This window comes from Zunongwangia pacifica, assembly GCF_023499215.1.
Classification (GTDB): domain Bacteria; phylum Bacteroidota; class Bacteroidia; order Flavobacteriales; family Flavobacteriaceae; genus Zunongwangia; species Zunongwangia pacifica.
Genome location: NZ_JAKHSK010000043.1, coordinates 1 through 23,902, shown reverse-complemented (window position 1 = coordinate 23,902; position 23,902 = coordinate 1). Strand labels below are relative to the sequence as shown.

Below are 23,902 nucleotides of genomic sequence, written 5' to 3'. Positions count from 1 at the left end.
GCTTTACAAGATTTAGCCATCTTGCAAGAGCTCAAACAAACCGCTCTATCCCTAACGCAAAACCAAAATCATGAACTGGGAACAACTATTATCGCTAAAACGATCTGGAGACACCAATAAAAGACTACGTAAAGAACAAGATGAAACCCGCTTAGGTTTCGAAGTGGATTACGACCGTATTATTTTTTCTTCAGCCTTTAGAAGTTTACAGGATAAAACCCAGGTGATCCCACTTTCTAAAACAGATTTTGTACACACGCGTTTAACGCATAGTCTGGAAGTTTCTGTAGTTGGCCGCTCTTTAGGCCGTTTAACCGGAAAGAAAATTCTGGAAAAACATCCCCATCTTAGCACTATCCATGGTTACCAGATGAACGATTTTGGAGCCATCGTTGCCGCAGCAGCTTTAGCCCATGATATTGGTAATCCTCCCTTTGGACATTCTGGAGAAAAAGCCATAGGCGAGTATTTTTTAAACGGGAACGGCAAAAGATTCCAATCCCAACTTAGCGACAAAGAATATCAGGATTTGGTAAAATTTGAAGGGAATGCCAACGGTTTTAAGATCCTTACCGAAGATCGCCCCGGCACTCCCGGTGGATTGCGAATAAGCTACGCTACCCTTGGCGCTTTTATGAAATACCCTAAGGAATCCTTGCCGCACAAACCCACAAAAAATATAGCCGATAAGAAATTTGGCTTTTTCCAGAGCGAAAAAGAAACCATGCTGGATGTTGCCGAAGAACTTGGCCTTAGCAAAACAGGCAACCAGAACGATATTAGCTTCTCAAGGCATCCTTTAGCTTTTCTTGTAGAAGCCGCAGATGATATTTGCTATACCATTATCGATTTTGAAGACGGCATTAATCTTGGTTTAATCGATGAGGATTATGCGTTAGAATATCTAATCAAACTGGTAAAAGATAACATATCGACCCCTAAATATAATTCTCTACAAAGTACGGCAGATCGTTTAAGTTATCTGCGATCTTTAGCGATTAACACTTTAATTCGCGAAGCTGCCGAGATTTTCCTGGCCAATGAAGAAGCCATTCTTGCAGGAGAATTCCATCAGGCCTTATTCGATAAAAGTAAGTACGAAGCACAAATTAAAGATATTATCAAAATTAGCGTTGAAAAAATTTACCAGAGCGAAGAGGTAATCAATAAAGAAATCGCCGGCTATAAAATGCTAGAAACGTTGTTAGACACCTATACCAGGGCATTTTTACCCGATCGTAACGATCTCTACTCAAACTTTAACGACCTGGTCTTAAAATCTGTACCTAAACTAAAACATTTAAAAGCTGAAACTTCGGTATACCAGAAACTTATTCAAATTTGTTCGTATACCGCCTCGCTTACTGATGGGTTTACCGTATCTTCTTTCAAAAGATATCAGGGGTCTGGTTTATAACTTTAGCAAACTACCAAAGGGCAATTTATTCGAAAATCATTTCTATTTCGCGGCATGCCGATGGCTATCGGGGCGGGATCGGAACATTTAATCTCGATTATCGGAGTTAAAAAACATAGGTAAAACCAATCCCTAAAAGCTGCTTCCACTGTACGCGGGCTCCTAGGGTTTCCAGCTCTCCATCACCGTTGGTATCTTCTTTATATTTTACATCATTATCGTAAAGAAGGTGTGAACCAATATTGGCTTTTATAAAATCGTTCACTTTCATATCAAAATTCAGTTGCCAATCCACGTCAATATTTCCAAAATCCCGCAGATAATCTGAATATAAACTTATTTGGGTATTCATATTCACGTTGGGGAACACCTGTTTTTTGAAATCACTGGTCACCAAAAACCCAAATTCCGATCGTACTTTATTCCCTTCTTCAATCAGATTACCCAGCTCATCATATTGTGCCGGATCTACCCCAAAAGCACCCTCATTAGCCAAACGCTGATCGAGCACAAAAGTAGATTTTTCGGTAACCGGAGAGATATAAGCATTAAAATTTTCGTCTGGATGCGAAAACTGCGTACCCACACCAATTAAAAGGTAGCCCGGTGCCATGAATTTAGAAATGGCCGCGTCGGTATTGGGATATTTGTAACCATTGGCAAACTGAGTTCTAAAATCGATATTCCCGGAATAATACCAGTTAGAAACCGAATCGCTTCGATACCCAAAAGTGGTTTTAAATTGAATCTGATCGTCTGTTTTTCGAACTTCCTGGCCTTCCTGAGAATTCAGTCCGTATCTTAACGAAAGATAGTTTTTCCAGCTGGTTAACTTTTTCTTGTAATTCCGTTCAAATTGCCCATAAAAAAGAGAAGAAATAGAGTTATTTCCACCGGCATTCCAGTTTACAAAAGCTACTTCACTTAAATTCACTCCAACAGTGTTTTTCTTGGACCAGTATATGATCACAGGCTGCTCGACTTCAGCAGAATCTTGTGGCGACTTTGTGGTGTCTCGCGCCGTTTGATTTTGTGCACACATCGAGAAAGAAGAAATACCAAGATAGAATGAAATACAAATTAAACTGATGATTAATCGCACTTGCATTGGTTATTTAGATTATTCGGATTCGCAAAATTAAAACTTATAACAGAGATTTCACCTCGTTAATTATAGTTTTAACGTCGATTCCCGCAATTTCTTGCAATTCGGTAATCTTGCCATGTTCTATAAAGCTGTCTGGAATCCCCAAACACTTTATTTTAACCCTATAATTATTAGCTGCTGCAAATTCTAATATCGCACTACCAAAACCACCAGTTACCACCCCGTCTTCTAAAGTCAAAACCGTTTTATAGTTCTTAAAAACCTTATGCAACATCACTTCATCTAAAGGCTTAACAAACCTCATATTATATAATCCAACCTCACTTTCTATTTCCTGCAAAGCCAATTTCGCATTTTTAATAATCGAACCTATAGCCAGGATTGCAAGATTTTGGCCTTCTTTTTCACAAACCGCCTTACCAATCTCCAAAGCTTTAAAAGGCACCTGCCAATTCACCTGTACCCCTCTTCCCCTTGGGTAACGTATAGCCATGGGGTGTTTTAAGCCTAATTGAGCGGTATACAGTAACTGCCTAAGTTCGATCTCGTTTGCCGGGGCAGCCACAATCATATTGGGAATAGCGCGTAAAAATGCTAAATCAAAAAGGCCGTGGTGCGTAGCCCCATCTTCTCCCACCAAGCCGGCACGATCTAAACAAAAAATTACCGGTAAATCTTGCAAGGCCACATCATGAATTACCTGATCGTAAGCTCGCTGTAAAAAAGTAGAATAAATATTACAAAAAACTATTGCTCCCTGCGTTGCCATCCCTGCCGCTAGTGTCACCGCATGCTGCTCGGCAATTCCTACATCGAATGCTCTTCCCGGGAAAGCTTCCATCATATATTTAAGGGAGCTACCGGTTGGCATCGCCGGAGTAATTCCTACGATCCTCTCATTTTTCTCGGCTAATTCTACCAAAGTCAACCCAAAAACATCTTGATATTTTAAGGGCAAGCCTTCAGCGCTACTTGGAAGTAATTCGCCGGTTTCTGGCTTAAATTTTCCGGGCGCATGGTATTTTACCTGATCTTCTTCCGCCTTCTTTAATCCTTTTCCTTTTTTGGTAATAACATGCAAAAATTTTGGCCCTTTAATTTCATTTAATTCATTCAGAATAGATAACAATCCTTCTAAATCGTGACCATCTACCGGCCCAAAATAGTTAAAATTAAGTGCTTCTATAATATTGCTTTCTTTAGGCTTATATCCTACTTTGGCTTTGGTAAGATATTCTTTTAATGCCCCCACACTAGGATCGATCCCAATGGCATTATCATTTAAAATCACCAGTAAATTAGCATCGGTTACCCCGGCATGGTTTAAACCTTCAAAAGCTATCCCACTTGCAATAGAAGCATCACCAATAACTGCAATATGCTGTTTGTCCAAATCACCTTTTAATCTTGATGCCAGCGCCATTCCCAGCGCCGCAGAAATCGAAGTGGACGAATGCCCAACTCCAAAAGCATCGTAAACACTTTCTTCCCGTTTAGGAAAACCACTTAATCCGCCCAATTGGCGGTTGGTATGAAATTGTTTTCTTCTACCCGTTAAGATTTTGTGCCCATAGGCCTGATGGCCTACATCCCAAACTAAAAGGTCATTGGGAGTATCAAAAATAAAGTGAAGGGCAATAGTTAACTCTACCACCCCAAGGCTGGCCCCTAAATGGCCTTCTTTTACTGCAATAATCGCTATGATATACTGTCGTAATTCTTTAGCCAAAAGCTGTAATTCCTGTAAAGACAGATTTTTTAAATCTGCAGGCTCTTCTATCGTATTTAAAATCTGATACTCCATAATCAAGGCAAATTTAGTTTTATCCTGAAACTATTTTAATAATTAGCACTTCCTTTTTTATCTTGCTAAAAATTTACACCGTGCTTACACCTTTTGATGATTCCTATTTTATGAAGAAAGCCTATGAAGAAGCTGAAATCGCTTTTGACAAAGGTGAAATCCCTGTAGGTGTCGTGGTAGTTATTAAGAATAGAATTATCGCTCGTGGCCATAACCTTACCGAGACTTTAAATGATGTAACTGCCCATGCCGAAATGCAGGCTATTACTTCGGCAGCCGGTTTTTTAGGTGGTAAATACCTAAAGGGCTGCACCATGTACGTCACGTTAGAGCCCTGCCAGATGTGTGCCGGCGCTTTGTATTGGAGTCAGCTTTCCCGACTGGTTTTTGCAGCAAAAGACGAGCATCGCGGGTATCAAAAATTTGGCGTTCAACTGCATCCTAAAACAGAAGTTTCTCAGGGAATAATGGAATATGAATGTGGGCAACTTCTCAAACGTTTTTTTATAGAAAAACGCAATCTTAACTAGACCATTACCGGGCTTACCTGTTTTATGAAAATTTTTAGGCTTGCGGAAACAAAAGTGTTATAGATAGTTAAAATTTATTCAAATCTCTTATTTTTTTTGAAATTCACATCGTGCAAGATCAATTTGGTCGTTTCAAAAATTAACATAAGATACATGGTAAATAGATTTCTACTTCAGCTCACATATTTTAATCTTAAAAAAATTCGTTTCGCTTTTTGCTTTTTGTTAGTCATTAGTGCTACGTATTCGTACGCCCAACAGCCTGGGAGAAAAGTATCTCAGACTTTCTATTTTACGGGAAATACAGGTGTAGACGAATCTAATTATACCAAAGAGGTACTTTCTGCCATTAATGAAATGTCGCAGAAGGATGAAAAAGCAACCTTTGTGGCTATAGGGAATATTACGGCCAAAAATGGTTTCCCTCCAAAGAAAAAAGATCGCAAAAAGGCCGAAGAATTACTTCGTAAAAGCCTAATGGAACCCATGGAAAATTTTAACGGGCGTGTGATCTATACTCCGGGAAAAAACGAATGGAACAAAAACGGGCATGAGAACATAGACGATATGGAATCGTTTATTCAGGATAATAGTAAAGCTGAGTTTTGGCCAAATGACGGTTGCGTAAGAGAGATCGAAGATTTGGATACCAAGAATATCGAATTACTAATGATAGATTCTCAATGGTTTTTAGAAGATTGGGATAAACATTTATATATTAATAATAAATGTGATCTTAAAACCCGAGCTGACTTTTTTGCTAAGTTTAAGGACGATCTTAAAGACGAGCAAAACAAAACAGTTATCGTTGCGATACACCATCCCGTTTTAAGTAATACAAAACAGGGATTCTTCGAAAAAACCGGTGGTTTTAAAAAAGAAGACTACTATAGCCAGCAGCGCAGAAAACTAAGAGGTACTTTAGAAACCCTGGCGAGCATGTTCCCAGATGTGATTTTTGTTTCTGCCAGCGATCAAAATTTACAGTATTTATCAGACGATGGTATTCCACAAATCATTAGCGGTACCGCCGGTAAAAAAACCAGAAAGGCCAGAGTCGATGAAGAAGATGGACAATTTGCTTCAAGCGACCACGGTTTTGCAAGACTTACCGTTTATGAAGATAACAGCTCTGAAGTTGAATTTTACTCAGTTGAAAACGGAGCTCCTGAAAAGCTATTCAGTAAAATAATCAAAAGACAGCAAACTACATTAGACGAAGTTTCTTATCATGACCTTAGCAATTGGCCGGCAACTAAAAAGGCTTCTATTTATACCGACGAGGAAACCTCTAAAAGTGGTGTATATAATTTCTTTTGGGGAACGCACTATCGCGATGTTTATAGCAAAGAGATTGAAGCTCCTGTATTAGATTTAACCAAATTAGAAGGAAACCCGGTAGCCATTTCAGAAGGTGGTGGGCATCAATCCAGATCTATACGCATAAAAGATGATGAAGATCACGAATATACCTTAAGGGAACTAAGAAAAAGTGCGGTTAGATTTATACAATCTGCCATAAAGGATCACTATGTAGAAGATTATATGCAAAATACCGTTGCAGAAAGAATTGTACAGGATTTCTATACCACTGCACACCCTTATGCCCCCTTTGCCTTAAACCCTATACTGGACACACTGAATATCTATAATGCCGAGCCAGAAATCTATTATCTGCCAAAACAAAAAAACCTAAATATTTTTAATGAAGGTTACGGTGATAAACTTTATATGTTAGAGGTGCATGCCGGTGATGAGAATAAAGACAATCCTAAGTTTGGAAGCCCAGATGATATCGTTTCGAGCACAGATTTACTGATGGATATGAAAGATTCTAAAAAATATAAAGTAGATCAATCGGCTTGGATAAAGGCACGCCTTACAGACATGCTTATTGGCGACTGGGATCGCCACAATGATCAATGGCGCTTCTCTGAATTTAAGCAGGAAGACGGCACCAAACTTTATAAACCAATACGACGCGACCGCGACCAGGCATTCCCAAGATATGATGGCTTAATTATCAAAGTATTAAAGCTTGGGATTATGGATTTTAGAAGAATGCAGGATTTTGAAGGTGGTATAAAAAATGTAAAATGGCTAAATTTTGACGGGTATCCTTTAGACCAGGCATTTTTAAAAGACCTCACTTGGGAAGATTGGAAAAAACAAGTTGAATTTATACAAAATCGGCTTACAGATCAGGTGATCGAAGATTCTTTTAAAGTCTTACCTAAAGAAGTACAAGATCAATCCATAGAAGATATTAAAAAGGCTTTAAAAGAACGTCGCGATAATCTTTTAGAATCTGCCAGAACTTATTATGACTATTTAAAACGCTTTCAGGTAATCACCGGGACAGAGGATGATGATAAGTTTCTGATCACTAGAAAACCAGATGGCAAAACAACAATCGCTATAGAGACTGATGATGAAATTGTTTATGAGCATACTTACGATAAAAAACTTACCAAAGAAATTTGGATCTACGGACTAGATGGTAAGGACGATTTTAAAATCGAAGGAGAAGGGGATCACTACATTAAACTTAAAATTATAGGCGGAGAAAATAACGATACCTATGACTTTGAAAATAACCGGAATGCAAAACTTTACGATTACAAGAATAAAAAGAATACCGTAAAAGGCAATAGCAGTAAATGGCTGGTAGATGATTACGAAATCAATAATTATAATCCAGATAGACGAAAATACAGTACCAATACCATTTTCCCTGCAATTGGGTGGGATCCAGATGCCGGCTTTAAGGTAGGGATTTCAGACACTTATACAACCTATGGTTTAGCAAATAATCCCTTCCAAACACAACACAAATTTGGTGCGGCATATTATTCCGCTACCAATGGATTCGAATTTACGTATTCTGGGGAATTTGCTCATATCTTCCATAAATGGAATTTTGGTATAGAAGCTGGTTTTACCAGTCCTAATTATGCCATGAACTTCTTTGGATATGGTAATGAAACTACTTATGACGATGATGCGGTAGACAGAGATTATAACCGAGTAGGGATTGCACAATGGAACTTTGCCCCATCTTTAATTTACAGAAGCGGGAACGGACTCAATTTTGAGATCAAACCTATGATCGAATCTCATGAAGTAGATTATAAAGCCAACGAAGCTACCGGAGCATTTTTTAACGCTAACGATGATGTTTTTGAAAGCCAGGTTTACGCCGGTGGTGAGCTGTCTTTTCAGTATAAAAATAAAGGAAACGAACTGGCATTCCCAAGAAGAGGATTTCAGTTTGATTTAGCCACAGGTTATAAGACAAATATCGACGAATATAATAACGAATTCGTATATTTGAAACCATCTTTATCTATAGATTATCCATTACATGAAAGTGGGTTGGCAGTGCTTGCCACTAAGATTGGAAGCCATATGGTCTTTGGCGATAATTATGAATTTTATCATGCAGCAACCTTAGGTGGTAATTATAGTTTAAGAGGGTATAGAAACGACCGCTTTAATGGTAAAACCTCGTTTTATCAAAGCACAGATTTAAGAGTAGGGATCGCTAAATTCAGGACCAATTTTATCCCGATAAGAATGGGAGTAACCTTAGGTTTTGATTATGGCCGCGTGTGGGAAGACAATGATGACTCTGAGGTTTGGCACAACGATTTTGGTGGTTCCATTTTTATAAACGGATTCAACGCACTTTCAGGCAATTTAGGATTATATCATAGCGAAGATGGTAATAGAGTAATGTTCTCGCTTGGATTTAATTTCTAAACAATATTTAAATGAAAGTCAATAAACCGGTATTTAGTTATATCGAATTTTATGAATGGACGGTACAGCTGGTAAAAAACAAACAAACTTCGGGGGAAAATCAAACCGAAAAACTTATAAAATTTACCGAGCTTAATTTAAGCCGAATGAAAAGGCTTAATAAAACAACTAAACTAATTCCTGAATTAGAAAATCTTGTAACAACCCTTAAAAAACCGCAGATTTGGTATGTTATTACTGAAGCATGGTGTGGGGATAGCGCACAAAATTTACCCGTAATTGGTGAAATTGCTTCCGCGGGGGATAAAATCGATCTAAGAGTAATCCTTAGGGATGAAAACCCTGATTTAATAGAGCAATATCATACCAACGGAAGCAAATCGATACCAAAACTTATTGCTTTTTCTGAAGAAGGGGTAGAATTGTTTACCTGGGGACCAAGACCTAAAACCGCACAGGATATGGTCATGGAATGGAAAGAAAATCCAGCCGGAAGGGATTTTGAAACCTTTGAAAAAGAATTACACACCTGGTACGCTAAAGATAAAACACAAACTGTCCAGAAAGAGTTTTTGGATATCCTTAGTTCCTTAAAGTATTAAAAAACAAGGCCTGAAATTGTACAATTTCAGGCCTTGTTTTTTAGCATTTTACTTAGTTCTTTTAAATCCTTCGCCACGTAATCTGATGATCCCGCTAAAGGATAAAGATTCTTCCCTTCTCGTGCTATAAACGCAGTTTTTAAACCTGCATTTTGGGCACCGGCAATATCCCAGCCGTGAGCAGCCACCATCATAGCTTCTCCTTCCTCTAGTTTAAAATCACATAAAACCTTGTTGTATGTACTTTGATGTGGTTTAAATTTTCCCACAACATCTACCGAATATATACGATCAAAATATTCGCTGATTTTGGCATATTTCAATTGCGCTTCAGCGGTGTACTGATTTCCATTGGTTAGCGCAATTAAACGATAATCTTCCTTAAATACTTTTAGCGCACTCATTACTTCTGGATAGGCCGGTAATTTACTGATAAGATGAAGCGTTGATTTTATATGATTTTCTGGCAGTTTTTTTCCGAAGTAATTAGCAGTCATTTTAAGCGTAGCGAAAGCAACTTCAGAAAAATCATGATGATTATCAGTCGCATTTTCTACCAATGAATAATGCAATAGCTTACTAAACCAAACCTGAAATCCTAAAGGATTATCTAACTGTAAATTTATCTTTTCCTTTAGTTTTTGCGTATCTAGCAACGTCTCGTTTACATCAAAAATGAGTGCCTTTATTTTCATTGATTTTTATTTTTGAGAAAATAAAAAGGTCGGCTGTAATTAACCGACCTTATAAATTTTTTAATCTAAATTAAATGATTACTTCTTCAGATCTTTATACTCAAACTTTTGCCCTCCTACAGAGATATCTACCATTGCACCAGCTTTAGGCATAGTTACAATTGCTCTACCCTCTTTAAAGTTAATACTTTTTGCTTTACCTTCTTTTAGAATTACCGCGGAAGCTTTACCGGATAGCTTATAATTTCCTTCTTTGAATTTTGCTAATTCAGATTCGGTTTGGAATAAAATGGCTTGTCTATACGCTTGTCCACCTATCTGTAAACCGATATCTACTTGCCTTAATTCTGAAAAACCTACTACGCGTCCGTTTTCAAAAAGCACCCCATTTCCTGCGGCTCCTCCTAAAATATATGCACCTTCACCTACATTAGGAAAAATCACATATCCCGCTGCTTTTTCAAAAAGTAACGCCATCTCTGGCTCTTCTTTAATAAATGCTGCTTTAGATGCTGTAGCATCATCGATTAAGTCTTTTTGCTTTTCGGTTTGTGCATTAAGATTAACTGTACTAAAAGTAAATAGTGCAAGTACCGCTAAAAACCCTAGATTTAACTTCTTTTTCATTTTCATAATTTTATTTTTTTGATCTAAACAAAATTAGAAAGCAACTAAAAGACACAGTGTTAATGCGGTGTTATTTCACTCAACTTTAAAAAAACACTTAAAATAATACAAAAAAGAAAAGGCCGCCAACAAGCGTTGACCAGCCCTTTTCTCACTCTCTCTCACTTAAAATCAATTACCAATTTCTGAATGTCTTCAGAATTTGATATCCGGGAAATCAGATTTGGGATTGATTTCCCGGAATAAATTTTATTTTTTTTATTGTATAGCTTTAAGACAAACAGCTGATTCAAAAATATAAATTGCTTGTTTTTTAAATTGTTAACAGCTTGTTATTTCACTTAATTTTAAGCTTTATGTACTACTATTTATCCTTTTTGAATTTGCCTTCCAAATTAATTTGGAAGAGGTTATTTAGTTTCTCATAGTAATAATACTTCCGAAAAGTAAGAAAAAAGCACTCTAATAGAAAAGGGATTTTTCCCCATTAATAGGTTCGTGTAAAATCTTCTGGAATAAAAAGTATAAAATTCCCGGTACCGGCTTTATCTTCTTCAAAATCTAAAGATTCATTTTGGCTTTGCGCTACGCTAATTACCGCAATTTTTAAATCGGGTTTCATCGCTTTTAAATACCAATAAATCCCACCAAAACTTTTGCTATGATAATCGCCATTATAATGCAAAAAAATACCATCTTCTGGCAAATAATCAAGGATTTTCTCGGCCATCGTGGCATCTTTAATCGCTTGCGCTTCTACAAACCTCATTGCATCGCCCTGCATACCGTGACCGTTCATCATCTTCAGCATTTCTGCATAACCGGGAGTAATGGTATCTACTTTTATGGGGAGTTTTGCAAAGTACGACCTGGCTTCTTCAGTGTACGATTGTAAAGAATCAAGGCCATGTTTAGAAACTGCCGATGCATAACGCCTGGGCACATTGGTGGCGACAAATTGCAGATGATTTTTTTTCGCAAATTCGATTAAAGGCTTATAATCGGTTTTATAATTATTCCACAGTCGCATTTCTTCTTCAAAACGGTTTTGCGGAATTTTATCCTGAAGATATTCATCCAGAATTAATTGATTATCGGCTTCAAACATTTCTGCTCCTAAAACCAGATTAGGGTTTTTAGCATATAATTTTTCGGTAAGTTTTTTCTGAAGCCAATGCACCACGGGATGATCATGAAATTCCCCAAAAAGTACCACTTCATAATTCGATAAACTATCACTCATTTTTTGAAATGACACAGCATTTCCTTCAGTATCATAAATGGCATAAGCTTTTAATTGCTGTGCCTTAAGATTAAAAAACGCAAAAAGGATCAATGCGGCTGTAAAAAACTTTTTCATACTAGAAAATTTGTACTTTAAGATAATTAAATTCCTGCGACTAAGGATTAACTGGGCTAGATAATCGAATAGAAAATCCCTGCTTTAAAAAAAACAGGGATTAACACTAACTAAAACAACACTCCTTATAAAAGATCATATCTGATCTGTGGGTAACCACGTTCTTTGCTTTCGCTTAATAAAGCCGTAAATTGTAATTTGTAGATATTACCATCTGCATCTTTTACAATATAATAGCGATCTGATTTTAAACTGGCGGGAAATGCATCACGCCAGCCACTGCCAATTACTGTACGATCATCATAAACCAGTTGGCTTTCTTCAACATCTTGTAAGCTAAATTCGTCGTAAGATGGTTGCCCGGTTGGCACGGGAGCGGCATCTTCGCCTTCACCGGGTTCTTCGGTAAGCACCATATAAACCCCTACTCCATTATAAATATTATGTACCATATAATCGGAATAGGTTAAACCGGCAATCATCCCGCCCATACTTCCGTAATAAGAATAGACACTGGTAAAGTTTAGGTCCCAGCTTTCCCTGGTTGGCTCTACATTCACTTCTTTATCTTTTTTCAGGCTAAAAGCCGTAAAATTATAAGCCTCGTCTTTGGTAATGACTACTTCTTTATGCGTATCTGCACTTAGGGCAGCGTATTGCAACACATAATTATTGTTATCCATAAACACTTTGATCTTATAAAAACCACGATCATCGCCAGTGTGTTTTACCGATCCCTGTTCAGCTGGATCTTCCGGTATTTCTTTTCCCAGTGAAACCACAAACACATCAGCTTCCGCTTCAGCAGTTGCAATATCACCTATGGCTGTTTTATCTAAATCTCCAGTACTGTTATCGGTAAAATAAATACCGCTTTCCAGATCACCGTACATAGCATATCCAATTGGAAGCCCTGCAATGAGCTCCCCAACATTGGTCACTTTAACCTCATTGGTCTGAAAATTATCAATATTCAATGTTTTTAAACTCATGGCATTTTCCAATGATGTTTCGTTATTGACTGCATCGATATCGTAAATCCCTTCTAGTTTTGCGGCTGCAACTAAAATCGACGAATTTAAAACCACCCGGTTTTCAGCACTTACAAAACCAAGCTCCCAGCTATCGCGGCGCACCACAGTAGTTTCCTCGGTACTTAAGTCGATATACACCTGGTTAGGCTCGTTAGACCCCCCAGATTCTATATCTAATACCGCGCTTTCTACCGCGGGAATTTGGATCACACCTCCGTTATCATCATCACTGCTACAGCTAAATAACACAAACGAGAGGCAAAATAATTGAAGTAAAATATTCTTTTTCATGAGTATATTGATTAGGATTAAATATTAAGGTTATATAAAAGTTTTAAAAAATAAGAGCGGCCATAACCAAACAGCAGCGAGGTCGATGTTGCCTGGTGACCGGCCGTAGCGCTAATGGCTGCATTGTTTACACGAACGACGTTAAAAAGATTTCTGGCACCAAGGGTAACTTCAAAACACTTCTTAAAGAAATATTTATTGATACTGGCATCCATTAACGAGTAATCTTCCTGCGTTCCCTTTACAAATTCGTTGGTATCGTTATCTCTAAAATATTGCTGTAACTCGCCATTGTATTTTAGCAGCAACGAAAAACGTGTTTCTGCTTTTGGCCAGTAATATCGAAGCGCTGCCGTAGCATTTAAACTGAACAGATAATCGTCCGGATTAGATGATTCGGTTTTCAAGCTTTGGGAAATCCCGGTATAGCTTAGTCCGATATTGGTTTGAAAATTTTTATAGCTGAAGTTATTTTCAGTAGAAACTCCCAAAATTTTATACTCGCTAATATTTAAATATTGCATCTGGGAATTATCCCCAACCACAGCTAAATCTATTTTATCCTGAATATCAAAATGAAAGAATTTCAGATTATTCTGAAGCTGGGATTGGTTATTTAAAACCGAAGTTTTTTCTGCAGAGATCAGGTAAGAAATTCCGTCTTCTGGAGATAAATCCGGATTCCCACGTACATCGTGATTCGCATCTACAAAATAGTAATACAAATTGGTGAATGTTGGCGTCTTATACGCCGAACCTACAACCGCCTGAAATTTTAGATCGCTTTTGGGCTTATAATTAGCTGTCGCCGACCAGATAAGTTTGCCATCGTAATTAGAATTATGATTATACCGAACGCCCGGGTAGACCGACCAGTTCTTTTTGGTAAAAGAAAGCTGAGAAAACACATCGTAATTCCCCAGATCCTGCTCTGCAATATCATCTGAATACGCTCCGCTCGCTACCGCATCATAGCCTTTTTGATACGTGATTTCGTAACCCGCTGTAAGATTGAAATTGGACGATGTAGTCAATAAATTTTCAAAAGTCCCTTTAGAAAACCAAAGATCACTTTCCTGGTTGGTTGTTTTTTTAGTGGTACTTCTCTTCTCCTGCTGCCTAAGATCGTAAACGTAAGTTTCGTAATCTCGTACCTGACTTTGATAGGAAAGCGAAAGATTATAATTTACCTGGTTTATACTGCCAAAAATCTGCGCTTCGTGCCTAAATCGATTGCTTACAAATTGCTCGTCGTTAGCCACAATATCGTACTCCCCATTCTGGATCCTAAAATTGATCACATGGTTATAGATGTCTAGGGTCTCATTATAATAATTGAATTTATAGAAAAAATTGAAGTCGTTTTTACCATATTTCAGCATGGCATTTAAGCTGTGCTGCAACTTTGGATTCCACTCATAACCGCGACGACCATCGTTAACCACGCTATTTCCAGATAAACCAAAATGATCCCTTCCGAGGTAATTATTTTTGAATCCGTTAAAATCGTTTCTCGAAAAATTGGCCGAAGCATACCAGTGATCTGAAATATTATGCGCAACGTTTAGATTTTGGATATGGCGACCTTCATCCTCAAAATTATATTCTTCACCTACTGTTTCTTCCTGTACGCTGGCCCTGATATTCCATGTTGAAGCGGTAGATTTTTTGGTGATAATATTTATAACTCCGGCTACAGCATTATCACCGTAGAGTACACCCATAGCACCTTCTGCAATTTCTATTCGGGCAATATCTTCCAGATTGATTTGCGTAATATCGATATTATTGCCATAGCCATTATCACTAACCAGCGGTACGTTATCGACTAAAATTTTTACATAATCCCCAGATAATCCAAACATACTTACGGTAGATCGACCATCCGCAGCATTTGGCGTAATACTAATGTTTAATTGCTGATTTAAGATATCAGCAAGGTTGTTGGCACCCACTTGATTGATCTGTTGGGCGCTTATGGTATTTACAGGGAATAATTCTTTGTCTATACGACTTATGGTTTGCTGGTTTCCAAATAACAGAACCTCATCCAAAGCATTAACCTTAGTGGAATCCTTTTGTGCATAAAGGCTCCCAGTAAGTAAGCTGAATAAAATGATAATTTGAAATTTCATTATTTAGATTTAGTTTAAATAAGTTTAACCGCAAACATAAATGCTGAAATTGAAAACAGCAAGCAAAAACCTTTTTTATTTTTAAACAATCTAAATAAAAATAAATTTAACATTTGAAAATGGACTTCTTTCAAAATGAATTTTACATTTGTCTTATTTAGATTTAATAAAAATTAACAATGAAGCTATTTAAACTTTTCAGTCTTCTTTTTTTCATCGCCATAATAGGCTGTAAAAACACTGAATCTGATTCGACCTCACCAAAAGAACCACAGCAAGAAAAATCGCAGGAGCGTATTATTAGCCTTAATGGAACGCTAAGTGAAATTATTAGCGACTTAGGCCATCAGGATCAAATTGTAGCAGTAGATGTTACCAGTATGTATCCAGAAAACTTAAAAGAAAAGGCTACCGACCTTGGCCATGTGATGAATTTAAATGTTGAAGCCCTGCTGCAACAAAAACCCACACAAATCTTTGCGGTAAAGAGAGAACTTTCAGAAGATATTATTTCCCAGCTTAATAATTTAGACATTCCCGTTCATTATTATGAACCTGAATATTCTGTAGAAGGCGCTAAAAACCTGATTAAGGCTGTTGCCAAAGATCTTGATGCCAAGGCTCCAAAAAAGTTGACCCAAAACATCGAAAATAAGCTTAACAGCCTGTCAACATTTAGCGACACGCCTAAAGTAATGTTTGTTTACGCTCGTGGTGCCGGTACTTTACTGGTGGCCGGAAAAGAAACACCGGTAGCAAAAATGATCGAGCTTGCCGGTGGCGAAAACGCAATGAATACTTATGATGATTATCGCCCGCTAACGACCGAAGCCGTAGCACAGGCCAATCCTGATATCCTATTATTTTTTAACACCGGCTTACAAAGTGTAAATGGTGCAGAAGGTTTAAAAGATATTCCCGGCCTGGCAAACTCTACCGCCGTAAAAAAAGGACAGGTAATTAGCATGGATGGCCTATTATTAACGGGATTTGGTCCACGAACAGGAGAAGCCGCAACCGAACTTAATACAAAGCTTAGCCAGTATGCAAAATAGGTTTAAATGGTATATGTCTTTAGGCATTGTTCTATTGATTGTCGCTTTTATCGCTTCAAGCCTTTTGGGCGTATACCAGTTAAACTGGAATGATTTCCTGCTTTTATTTAAAAGCATTTTTGATGGCACGGTAGCAGTAAACCCTACCGATGCCTATATATTTTTCGATGTACGTATGCCACGCACGCTCTTAGCCATTATTATGGGTGCCGGTCTTGCTGTTACGGGCACATCGTTACAGGGCATGTTTAAAAATCCGCTTGCTACACCGGGAATTATAGGAATTACCGCGGGATCGGCCCTTTTTGCAGCCGTTGCGATTGTTTTAGGAAGTACGATTAAAAGTTTTCTACCAGAGATTTTACATTATTCGTTAATTTCTATTGCCGCTTTTATTGGTGCGCTGTTAGTAATGATGCTGGTGTACAGCATCTCTTTTAAAAGCGGAAAAACGCATGTGGTCATTATGCTCTTAGCCGGTGTGGCCATCGCCGCCCTGGCCGAAGCTACTACAGGTTTCTTAACCTTTATTTCTAAAGATGACGAACTACGTGATCTTACGTTTTGGCGACTGGGAAGCCTTGGTGCTGCCAACTGGCCCAAAGTGATTATCCTTTTTACGATTAACCTCATTTGCCTGAGCTTTCTTTTAGGCAACGGCAAGGCCTTAAACGCCATGATGCTGGGGGAAGACAATGCAAGACATTTAGGCATCAACGTAAAAAAATACCATGCTAAAATTATCTGGCTATCGGCACTGGTTGTAGGTACCTCTGTAGCCTTTGCAGGGACCATTGCTTTTGTGGGGCTTATTGTTCCTTATATTCTAAGACTGCTTTTAGGATCTGACTACCGCATCATTTTACCGCTCTCTGCCCTTTTTGGCAGTTTATTGCTGCTTACCGCAGATATTATTAGCCGAACCACTTTAGCGCCTATCGAAATTCCCATAGGCATCATTACTGCTTTTATGGGTGCACCGGTGTTTATTTTAATTCTTCTTCAATTTAAAAAAGCATTGTAATGTTATCCGTAAATCAGTTAAACATCCACATCAAAAACAGGAAGCTGCTTCAGGATATCAGCTTCAATATAAATGCGGGAGAGCTTTTTGTGATTATTGGTCCAAATGGTGCCGGGAAAAGCACCTTACTTAAAGCCTTAACCGAAGAGATCAATTATTCCGGAGAAATCAATTTTCAGCAACAATCGATTAAGCAATGGACAACGGCGAGATTAGCAAAAACCAGGGCCAAATTTAGCCAACACCACCAACAGGATATTCCGCTACCGGTAAACGAGGTGGTGATGATGGGGCGCTATCCTTATTTTGCAAATCGGCCTGGGATCACCGATCTAAAAGTAGTTTCTGAAAGTTTAAAACTTACCGAAATGAGCCATTTTAAAGACCGCTCCTACAATCAACTTTCAGGTGGGGAAAAGCAACGCGTTCATCTTTCAAGAATATTTGCCCAGCTAAACAATGAATTTCAGGAAAAACTGATGTTGTTGGACGAACCGCTTAACAATCTTGATATTTATTACCAGCATAAGGTTTTAAAAGCGGTAAAAGTCTTTGTAAAAAAGGGGAATATGGCTGCTATTGTGATGCACGATCTTAATCTCGCCGCGCAATTTGCAGATCGTATTTTATTACTTAAAGACGGTAAAATGATAAAATACGGTCATCCACAAGAAGTGCTTACCTCGCAAACCATTTGTCATGTTTACGATTTTCCCTGCAAGGTGATGTCCCATCCGCTCGCGCAAACACCTATGATCGTGTTTGGCGAAGAAAAATCAGCTTCAATAATTCAAAATATACAGCCATGAGTACAACGAGTTTAAAACAACAATGGGAAACTCTTAAAGAAGAGCAACCTCAACTAAGGATACGAAACGCCGCACAGGTGCTTAATGTAAGTGAAACCGAATTACTAGCGACAAAAATCGGCAATGGCGTTACCCGGTTAGCAAATAAACCTAAAGAAATTTTACAGGAAATCGAATCTTTGGGCAAGGTTATGGCGCTAACGCGTAACGAAAGCTGCGTACACGAGCGAAAAGGAAGATATTTAAATCCGTCGATAGGTAAATCGCCCGTCGGACTTTTTGTTGGGGAAGATATCGACCTGCGGATTTTCTTTATGCACTGGGCTTTTGCTTTTGCGGTTTCTGAAATGGCTCGCGGGAAAGAACGTCTCAGTCTTCAGTTTTTTGCTGAAGATGGGATGGCGGTTCATAAAATCTACCTTACCCCACAAAGCAACATCAATGCCTACCATGCTTTAGTTGAAAAATATAAAGCTGAAGAACAGTCGGCTGAATTAGCAATTAAAGCTTTTTCCGAAGAAAAAAATTATAAAACCGATGCTGAAGTTGCTATAGAAAACTTTCAGAAATCATGGTTAGACCTTAAAGACACCCATCACTTTTTTGGCTTGCTTAAAAAACACAACATTAGCCGTACCCAGGCCTTAAGATTAGCACCAAGTACGTACCATGCCGCTAAAATTGAGAAGGAGAAAATTGTGAGCATGTTAGAAGGTGTTGCCAGAAAGGAAGTGCCGATTATGGTTTTTGTTGGAAATCGTGGAAATATACAAATCCATACCGGTGAGATTAAAAAAGCGCTTTGGCACCAGCAGTGGTTTAATATTATGGATCCAGATTTTAATCTTCATTTAAACATGGATCATGTGGCTAATTCCTGGGTCGTTAGAAAACCGACTGAAGATGGAATTGTCACCTCTATTGAGTGTTTTGATGAAAATGATGAATTAATCGTTCAGTTTTTTGGAAAACGAAAACCGGGAATTCCTGAAATTAAAGAATGGCAGGAAGTCATAGCGCAACTTCAGCAATAAAGGAAATGCGGCAAGACTAAGAAATGTGAAAAAGAAAAGTTTTTTAACCTGATTTCGATTTAAGAGAATGCGGGAGGCTGAGTAAAGTCTTTGCAAAAGATTTTATACCGAAGCTTGTATTTTGGTAGCATTTAGATACAGATTTTCCTTGAAAACCCACACAATGAAAAAAAAAGTAAATCATGCGAAAGGGATATGCTAGCCTTTGGCGGACCAATAAAATTTAAGTTATGCTGGAAATCATATTAATCGTTCTGGCAGTTATTTGTTTTTTGATTATTCTGCTGCTTTATAAAAGTGGTGGAATATGTTCTAGTAATTTTTAAAGTCAATAAAAGGGATTAAAAGTTATACTTTTAGTCCCTTTTTGCGTTAATAGCTTTAGTGCGAATATCCAACCGATAATAGCAAGATCATCTATACTCAGGTTTTAATGAAAAAAGTATAAGTTTAGAAACCTAAATAGAAAATAATTAGACCCGCAGGTCTATGTTACAATTCGCTCAAATTATAATAAACAAAGTAGCCCCCTATATTCTACAAATTTTAAGTTCCGAATACGGGAATTTTGGTAAGGAATAATATTCCTATTGTTAAACCGGGAGATCCTTCACCTACATCTACAGGAAATTTCAAAGTTTATTCTATCTCACATTTTATTATGACATTTGATATTGGAATTATTACGCTTGTTCTTATAGGGATTGGATATTTAATAATAGGGAATCCATCTGATTCAAATTTACCGGAATGGCTCGTGGTCATTCCAATATTTTTAGGATCAATGATCTTCTCAGCCTATTTTAATAAAGATGCGATTAAAGGGAAAAGTCCAGCTAAAAGAATTCTTGGACTTATAATCGTTGATAATAAAACAGGAGAAATAGCTAATCCGATAAAATCAGTTATTAGAAATATAACATTGGTGTTTTGGCCAATAGAAGTGATTTTTTCACTTATCTCTCCTAACCGCAGAATTGGAGACTTCATAGCAGGAACAAAAGTCATTCCTGATAATCAAACGTTAAAAACGGAATTGAAGATTGGAGATATCATTATTGCGTTAATAATAGGAATGATAGTTATATTTCTAATTATGATATTATCATATGGAATAAGAGAATTCAATAAAATAGAATAGTAAAAGCTAGCTGTTAGCCCCCAGGAATAGCCAATTGCAGGTAAATACGTAAGCGATATTCGATATTTTTTAGTTAAATTTATTCTCAAAGAATATAACTTGCAACAAAATCTAACACTATCTATACTCTAGACAGTTAGTCGAAGTTGAAGGAGCAGCATTTAATTATACAATGCAACTAAAACAGTCTTATTAAAATTGTAACACATAGATGTTGATCGATTTATGAAATAATTTATCCAAGTACATTAAAAATTGATCTTATGAAAGATTGGAATTTTAAAGTGAAAAATAATCCTACTGAAATAAAGAAGTATCTACAATCTTCACTAGAATCGGTTAACGGATTTGCGTTAGAAATCAAAAGTGACAATAGCAGTTCCATAACCTTTAAAATTCGTAAACGATTACTTTATGCTTGGTATATAGCTTATCACAATAACTTGGCGGTTAACGGAAAGTTAACCAGACCAGATGATCAAAATGAGACAACCGTGCATATTTCTTTTAGCCAAAACGTGCTGTGGAAATTTGTGATTTTCGCACATATTTTTTTAGTATTAAGTTTTATAACGGCAATAATTTTGGGAAATAATAGTGGAAATTCTATGTATTTATTAGCCGTTATTACTTTGGCAATTGCCATATTATTGTGGTTTAGGTTACAGAAAAAACACAAAAAAGATATAGAAGAGTATAAAAATTTGCTCTCCGAAACGCTGCAATTTTAACATTAACCTAGTCCCAGGTTTCAGTTTGCGATAATATTTAAATCACAGCCAATTGTGCATAACAAATCGCAGATCAAAACAATCGAAATTGAAAATAAAACAAACTTATTTAAAAGGAAAATCAGTTTTTATAGTTTCATTAATTGTAATCGGAATTACAATTCTCACTGTCTATCTTACCGGCATAAATTATAATCGGAGTCTGACTTCCAATCTCTTTTTATCGCTGGGAATTATAGCCACAGCATTGTTTCTTTTTATAACGTATGGGCTTTATACTGGCATTGGACTGATTGACAATTTCCCAAAATTCCGAAAGTTTAAAAATAGAGATTTGACGAGTGGAGTTACAAATATGGACTTACCTTCAATTGACGGCGGAGATGGAATTGGGGGATTAATTGTATCTATTCTATGGTGGATTTTGATGTCCATTCTATTTGTGATTTTCCTACTAGTTCTAGAGGCGGTTTTTTGGTTTTCACTATTCATAATTTTAGCAATGCTCTACTGGGTTTTCTTTGGAGCCTTAAAATTTGTGTTTAACAAATCAAAAGACACAAAAGGAATCATTGGAATTTCGGTTATGTATTCGTTCGCTTATACCCTACTCTATGTGGGTTGGATATTTGGAATAGTGTATTTCACTGAAATAATAAAATAATGTCAGTTTACAAGTAAGGCACTAAATGCGATAAGGTGCTGATTTTTCTTGTAATTTAAAAAAATACAGCTTCTACATTTCAACACATATTTTCCTGGGGTATAGAGTTATATTCCAGAAGCCTATAACTCCTGGAATATTTACTCTTCTCAATCCAGAAAGAAGCAATCGAATACTCCCTCCTTATCTTATTTATTTGAAAAAAATTAGATATTCAGTAGCGTTTACATTACGCTAAGCTTGAAAACATGCTTTTCATGTCCTGCCTTAGTTCAGTGTCATCCTGCCGAAGGCTATCAAATTCATTGGTTTTAGGATTATATTGGTAATCTCTTGCCCATTCTTCTCCATGACATATAATTTCACCTAACGCATTAACAATACTCTGAACTTCTTCATTGGTCATAATGGGATGTAAAGACACCCTTACCCAGCCGGGTTTATCAGTTAAATTTTGATTTTCAATATCCTGAATCATTTTTTCAGATTGTTGATCATCAATTTGAAACAGATAATGCGCCAGGCTGCTGGCACAAGACCATCCGCCACGCACCTGTATTCCAAATCTATCATTAAGTAGTCTAACCACCAGATTATAGTGCATTCCCCTAATATTAAACGAAACGCAACCTATATGCTCTTCCTCGCGATTCCCCAGGACTTCAATCTCTGGAAATTCGGCAACACCTTCATAAAACAAATCAAGTAGTTCTTTTTCACGCAACTTCATCATTTTAGGATCCATAAGCTCTTTGAGTTTTAGGCACAAAGCGGTACGGATCACCTGAAGGATACCGGGAGTTCCACCGTCTTCACGAGTTTCCAGATCGGCATGATATCCATAGTCATTCCAGGGATTGGTCCATTTTACATTCCCACCTCCGGGCGTATCAGGATGTGTATTTTGATGCAAGGTTTTGTCGTAAACCAAAACGCCACTGGTTCCCGGACCTCCTAAAAACTTATGTGGTGAAAAGAAAATAGCATCTAGTTTTTGCGATGGATTTTCAGGATGCATATTAATAGCCTCATAAGGCGCAGACGCTGCAAAATCCACAAAACAAAGTCCGCCATGATGGTGCATCACTTCTGCAAGTTTATGATAAGGAGCAATAGCCCCGGTAACATTAGAACAGGCCGTGAATGAACCGATTTTAAACTTTCGATCCTGATATTTTTGAAGTTGCTGCTCTAAGTTTTCTAGAGATATTTGTAATTTTTCATCTGGTTCTACGAGTACTACATCTATATCTAAAGCCTGCCAGGGCACCTGATTGGAGTGATGCTCCATATGACTTATAAAAACAACAGGTCTGTCTGATGATCCCGGCAAATGATGCTTACCTTTAAGCCCCATAATACGGTGCAATCTGGCAAGAGCACCTGTCATTCCCGTACCGGTGGTAACCAGCACATCATCTACACTCGCATTTACGTGTTGCTTTATAATTGCTCTGGCTTCATGATAGGCGTAAGTAGATGCTTTACCGGTCTCGCTGGAGAAAGAATGGGTATTGGCCATTAAAGGGCCTATCTTTTTACAAATCAATTCTTCTATAGGGCGATATAACCTTCCACTGGCAATCCAGTCGGCATATAACTGGTTTTGGATCCCATAAACCGATTTAAACTGATGATTTACACCTATGGTATTTTGCCTGAATCGGTCAAAATAAGTCTCAAGATTTTCAGATATAGTAGCTTCTTGCATAATTTCTTAATACTCTTAATTTTGATGCTAATATAAAATTATTGGAATCATTACAAAGAAAGAGAGCTTAAATAAGCATTTAAGCCCTCTTTTAAGACTAAAAAAACAATTCAATTAATTTTAATTTATAAGTTTTTGCACCTTATTTATAATTTTTAATTCCTTCTTCAAGCCAGTTTAGATACGATTCAATATCGGGATCGTAAGCCGTAGGCTCATTCAGCCGGTTTCCATCTGCATCTAACAGCACATAGTACGGCTGCGCATTGGCCTTGTATTCCCTGATCTGAAAATCACTCCATTTATTACCAATAGTCGTAATCTCCTTACCCGTGGTCTCAGACGTGTACTGCTCCTCCTCTGGTAGC

General features: G+C 37.5%; 19 protein-coding genes and 1 pseudogene. 11 read left to right on the top strand and 9 right to left on the bottom strand.

The annotated features are described in order from the left end of the window. The first annotated feature begins 70 nt into the window (after nt 1-70). On the top strand, nt 71-1,417 hold the full coding sequence (dgt, locus tag L1967_RS19735; protein WP_249603227.1) for a dGTP triphosphohydrolase: 1,347 nt from the start codon (nt 71-73) through the stop codon (nt 1,415-1,417). 106 nt (nt 1,418-1,523) lie between these two features. Here dgt and L1967_RS19730 read toward each other — a convergent pair whose 3' ends face one another. After that, nucleotides 1,524-2,525, bottom strand: a complete 1,002-nt coding sequence (locus L1967_RS19730; protein ID WP_249603226.1) for a DUF3078 domain-containing protein — start codon at nt 2,523-2,525, stop codon at nt 1,524-1,526. Nucleotides 2,526-2,562: 37 nt separating this feature from the next. Beyond that, nucleotides 2,563-4,329 (bottom strand): 1-deoxy-D-xylulose-5-phosphate synthase, encoded by a 1,767-nt coding sequence (gene dxs, locus L1967_RS19725; RefSeq protein ID WP_249603225.1) that lies wholly within the window; start codon nt 4,327-4,329, stop codon nt 2,563-2,565. Between the two features lie 80 nt (nt 4,330-4,409). Here dxs and L1967_RS19720 point away from each other — a divergent pair, with 80 nt between their 5' ends. The 3 genes from L1967_RS19720 to L1967_RS19710 all read left to right on the top strand — a co-directional run bounded on the left by L1967_RS19720 (nt 4,410) and on the right by L1967_RS19710 (nt 9,223). Then, on the top strand, nt 4,410-4,859 hold the full coding sequence (locus tag L1967_RS19720) for a nucleoside deaminase (protein ID WP_249603224.1): 450 nt from the start codon (nt 4,410-4,412) through the stop codon (nt 4,857-4,859). A 153-nt stretch (nt 4,860-5,012) separates the two neighbouring features. Continuing rightward, the gene (locus L1967_RS19715) at nt 5,013-8,621 is read left to right on the top strand and encodes an outer membrane protein assembly factor (RefSeq protein WP_249603223.1); all 3,609 of its coding nucleotides are present in this window, start codon (nt 5,013-5,015) and stop codon (nt 8,619-8,621) included. An 11-nt stretch (nt 8,622-8,632) separates the two neighbouring features. Next, a complete protein-coding gene (locus L1967_RS19710; protein ID WP_249603222.1) occupies nt 8,633-9,223 on the top strand; it encodes a thioredoxin family protein in 591 nt (196 codons plus the stop codon). Between the two features lie 26 nt (nt 9,224-9,249). On the opposite strand, the gene L1967_RS19705 is transcribed toward L1967_RS19710, so the two are convergent. The 5 genes from L1967_RS19705 to L1967_RS19685 all read right to left on the bottom strand — a co-directional run bounded on the left by L1967_RS19705 (nt 9,250) and on the right by L1967_RS19685 (nt 15,365). Then, on the bottom strand, nt 9,250-9,918 hold the full coding sequence (locus L1967_RS19705; RefSeq protein ID WP_249603221.1) for a haloacid dehalogenase type II: 669 nt from the start codon (nt 9,916-9,918) through the stop codon (nt 9,250-9,252). A gap of 78 nt (nt 9,919-9,996) precedes the next feature. Further along, complete coding sequence (locus L1967_RS19700) at nt 9,997-10,545, bottom strand: lipid-binding SYLF domain-containing protein (protein WP_249603220.1); 549 nt, start codon at nt 10,543-10,545, stop codon at nt 9,997-9,999. A gap of 487 nt (nt 10,546-11,032) precedes the next feature. Further along, nucleotides 11,033-11,905 carry a ChaN family lipoprotein gene (locus L1967_RS19695; protein WP_249603219.1) on the bottom strand — a complete coding sequence of 291 codons (873 nt, stop codon included), beginning with the start codon at nt 11,903-11,905 and terminating at the stop codon, nt 11,033-11,035. 125 nt (nt 11,906-12,030) lie between these two features. Next, complete coding sequence (locus tag L1967_RS19690) at nt 12,031-13,230, bottom strand: HmuY family protein (RefSeq protein WP_249603218.1); 1,200 nt, start codon at nt 13,228-13,230, stop codon at nt 12,031-12,033. 17 nt (nt 13,231-13,247) lie between these two features. Then, nucleotides 13,248-15,365 carry a TonB-dependent receptor plug domain-containing protein gene (locus L1967_RS19685; protein WP_249603217.1) on the bottom strand — a complete coding sequence of 706 codons (2,118 nt, stop codon included), beginning with the start codon at nt 15,363-15,365 and terminating at the stop codon, nt 13,248-13,250. A 179-nt stretch (nt 15,366-15,544) separates the two neighbouring features. On the opposite strand from L1967_RS19685, the gene L1967_RS19680 reads away from it, so the two are divergent. The 7 genes from L1967_RS19680 to L1967_RS19650 all read left to right on the top strand — a co-directional run bounded on the left by L1967_RS19680 (nt 15,545) and on the right by L1967_RS19650 (nt 21,823). Next, nucleotides 15,545-16,420: a heme/hemin ABC transporter substrate-binding protein gene (locus L1967_RS19680; protein WP_249603216.1), complete on the top strand. Its 876-nt coding sequence runs from the start codon at nt 15,545-15,547 to the stop codon at nt 16,418-16,420. Then, nucleotides 16,410-17,444 carry a FecCD family ABC transporter permease gene (locus L1967_RS19675; RefSeq protein ID WP_249603215.1) on the top strand — a complete coding sequence of 345 codons (1,035 nt, stop codon included), beginning with the start codon at nt 16,410-16,412 and terminating at the stop codon, nt 17,442-17,444. Before L1967_RS19680 ends, L1967_RS19675 begins: the two co-directional genes overlap by 11 nt. Next, nucleotides 17,444-18,253 carry a heme ABC transporter ATP-binding protein gene (locus tag L1967_RS19670; protein ID WP_249603214.1) on the top strand — a complete coding sequence of 270 codons (810 nt, stop codon included), beginning with the start codon at nt 17,444-17,446 and terminating at the stop codon, nt 18,251-18,253. The genes L1967_RS19675 and L1967_RS19670 overlap by 1 nt, the downstream gene beginning before the upstream one ends. Next, nucleotides 18,250-19,287, top strand: a complete 1,038-nt coding sequence (locus L1967_RS19665) for a hemin-degrading factor (protein WP_249603213.1) — start codon at nt 18,250-18,252, stop codon at nt 19,285-19,287. Before L1967_RS19670 ends, L1967_RS19665 begins: the two co-directional genes overlap by 4 nt. Nucleotides 19,288-19,855: 568 nt before the next feature. Beyond that, nucleotides 19,856-20,428 (top strand): RDD family protein, encoded by a 573-nt coding sequence (locus L1967_RS19660; protein ID WP_249603212.1) that lies wholly within the window; start codon nt 19,856-19,858, stop codon nt 20,426-20,428. A gap of 263 nt (nt 20,429-20,691) precedes the next feature. Then, nucleotides 20,692-21,159 (top strand): DUF423 domain-containing protein, encoded by a 468-nt coding sequence (locus tag L1967_RS19655; RefSeq protein ID WP_249603211.1) that lies wholly within the window; start codon nt 20,692-20,694, stop codon nt 21,157-21,159. An 88-nt stretch (nt 21,160-21,247) separates the two neighbouring features. Continuing rightward, nucleotides 21,248-21,823 (top strand): hypothetical protein, encoded by a 576-nt coding sequence (locus L1967_RS19650; protein WP_249603210.1) that lies wholly within the window; start codon nt 21,248-21,250, stop codon nt 21,821-21,823. Nucleotides 21,824-22,052: 229 nt separating this feature from the next. Here L1967_RS19650 and L1967_RS19645 read toward each other — a convergent pair whose 3' ends face one another. Together L1967_RS19645 and L1967_RS19640 are read right to left on the bottom strand one after the other, a co-directional pair. Next, a complete protein-coding gene (locus L1967_RS19645; protein ID WP_249603209.1) occupies nt 22,053-23,534 on the bottom strand; it encodes an aminotransferase class V-fold PLP-dependent enzyme in 1,482 nt (493 codons plus the stop codon). 142 nt (nt 23,535-23,676) lie between these two features. Continuing rightward, nucleotides 23,677-23,902: pseudogene (locus L1967_RS19640) on the bottom strand (thiol:disulfide interchange protein); the annotation flags it as partial.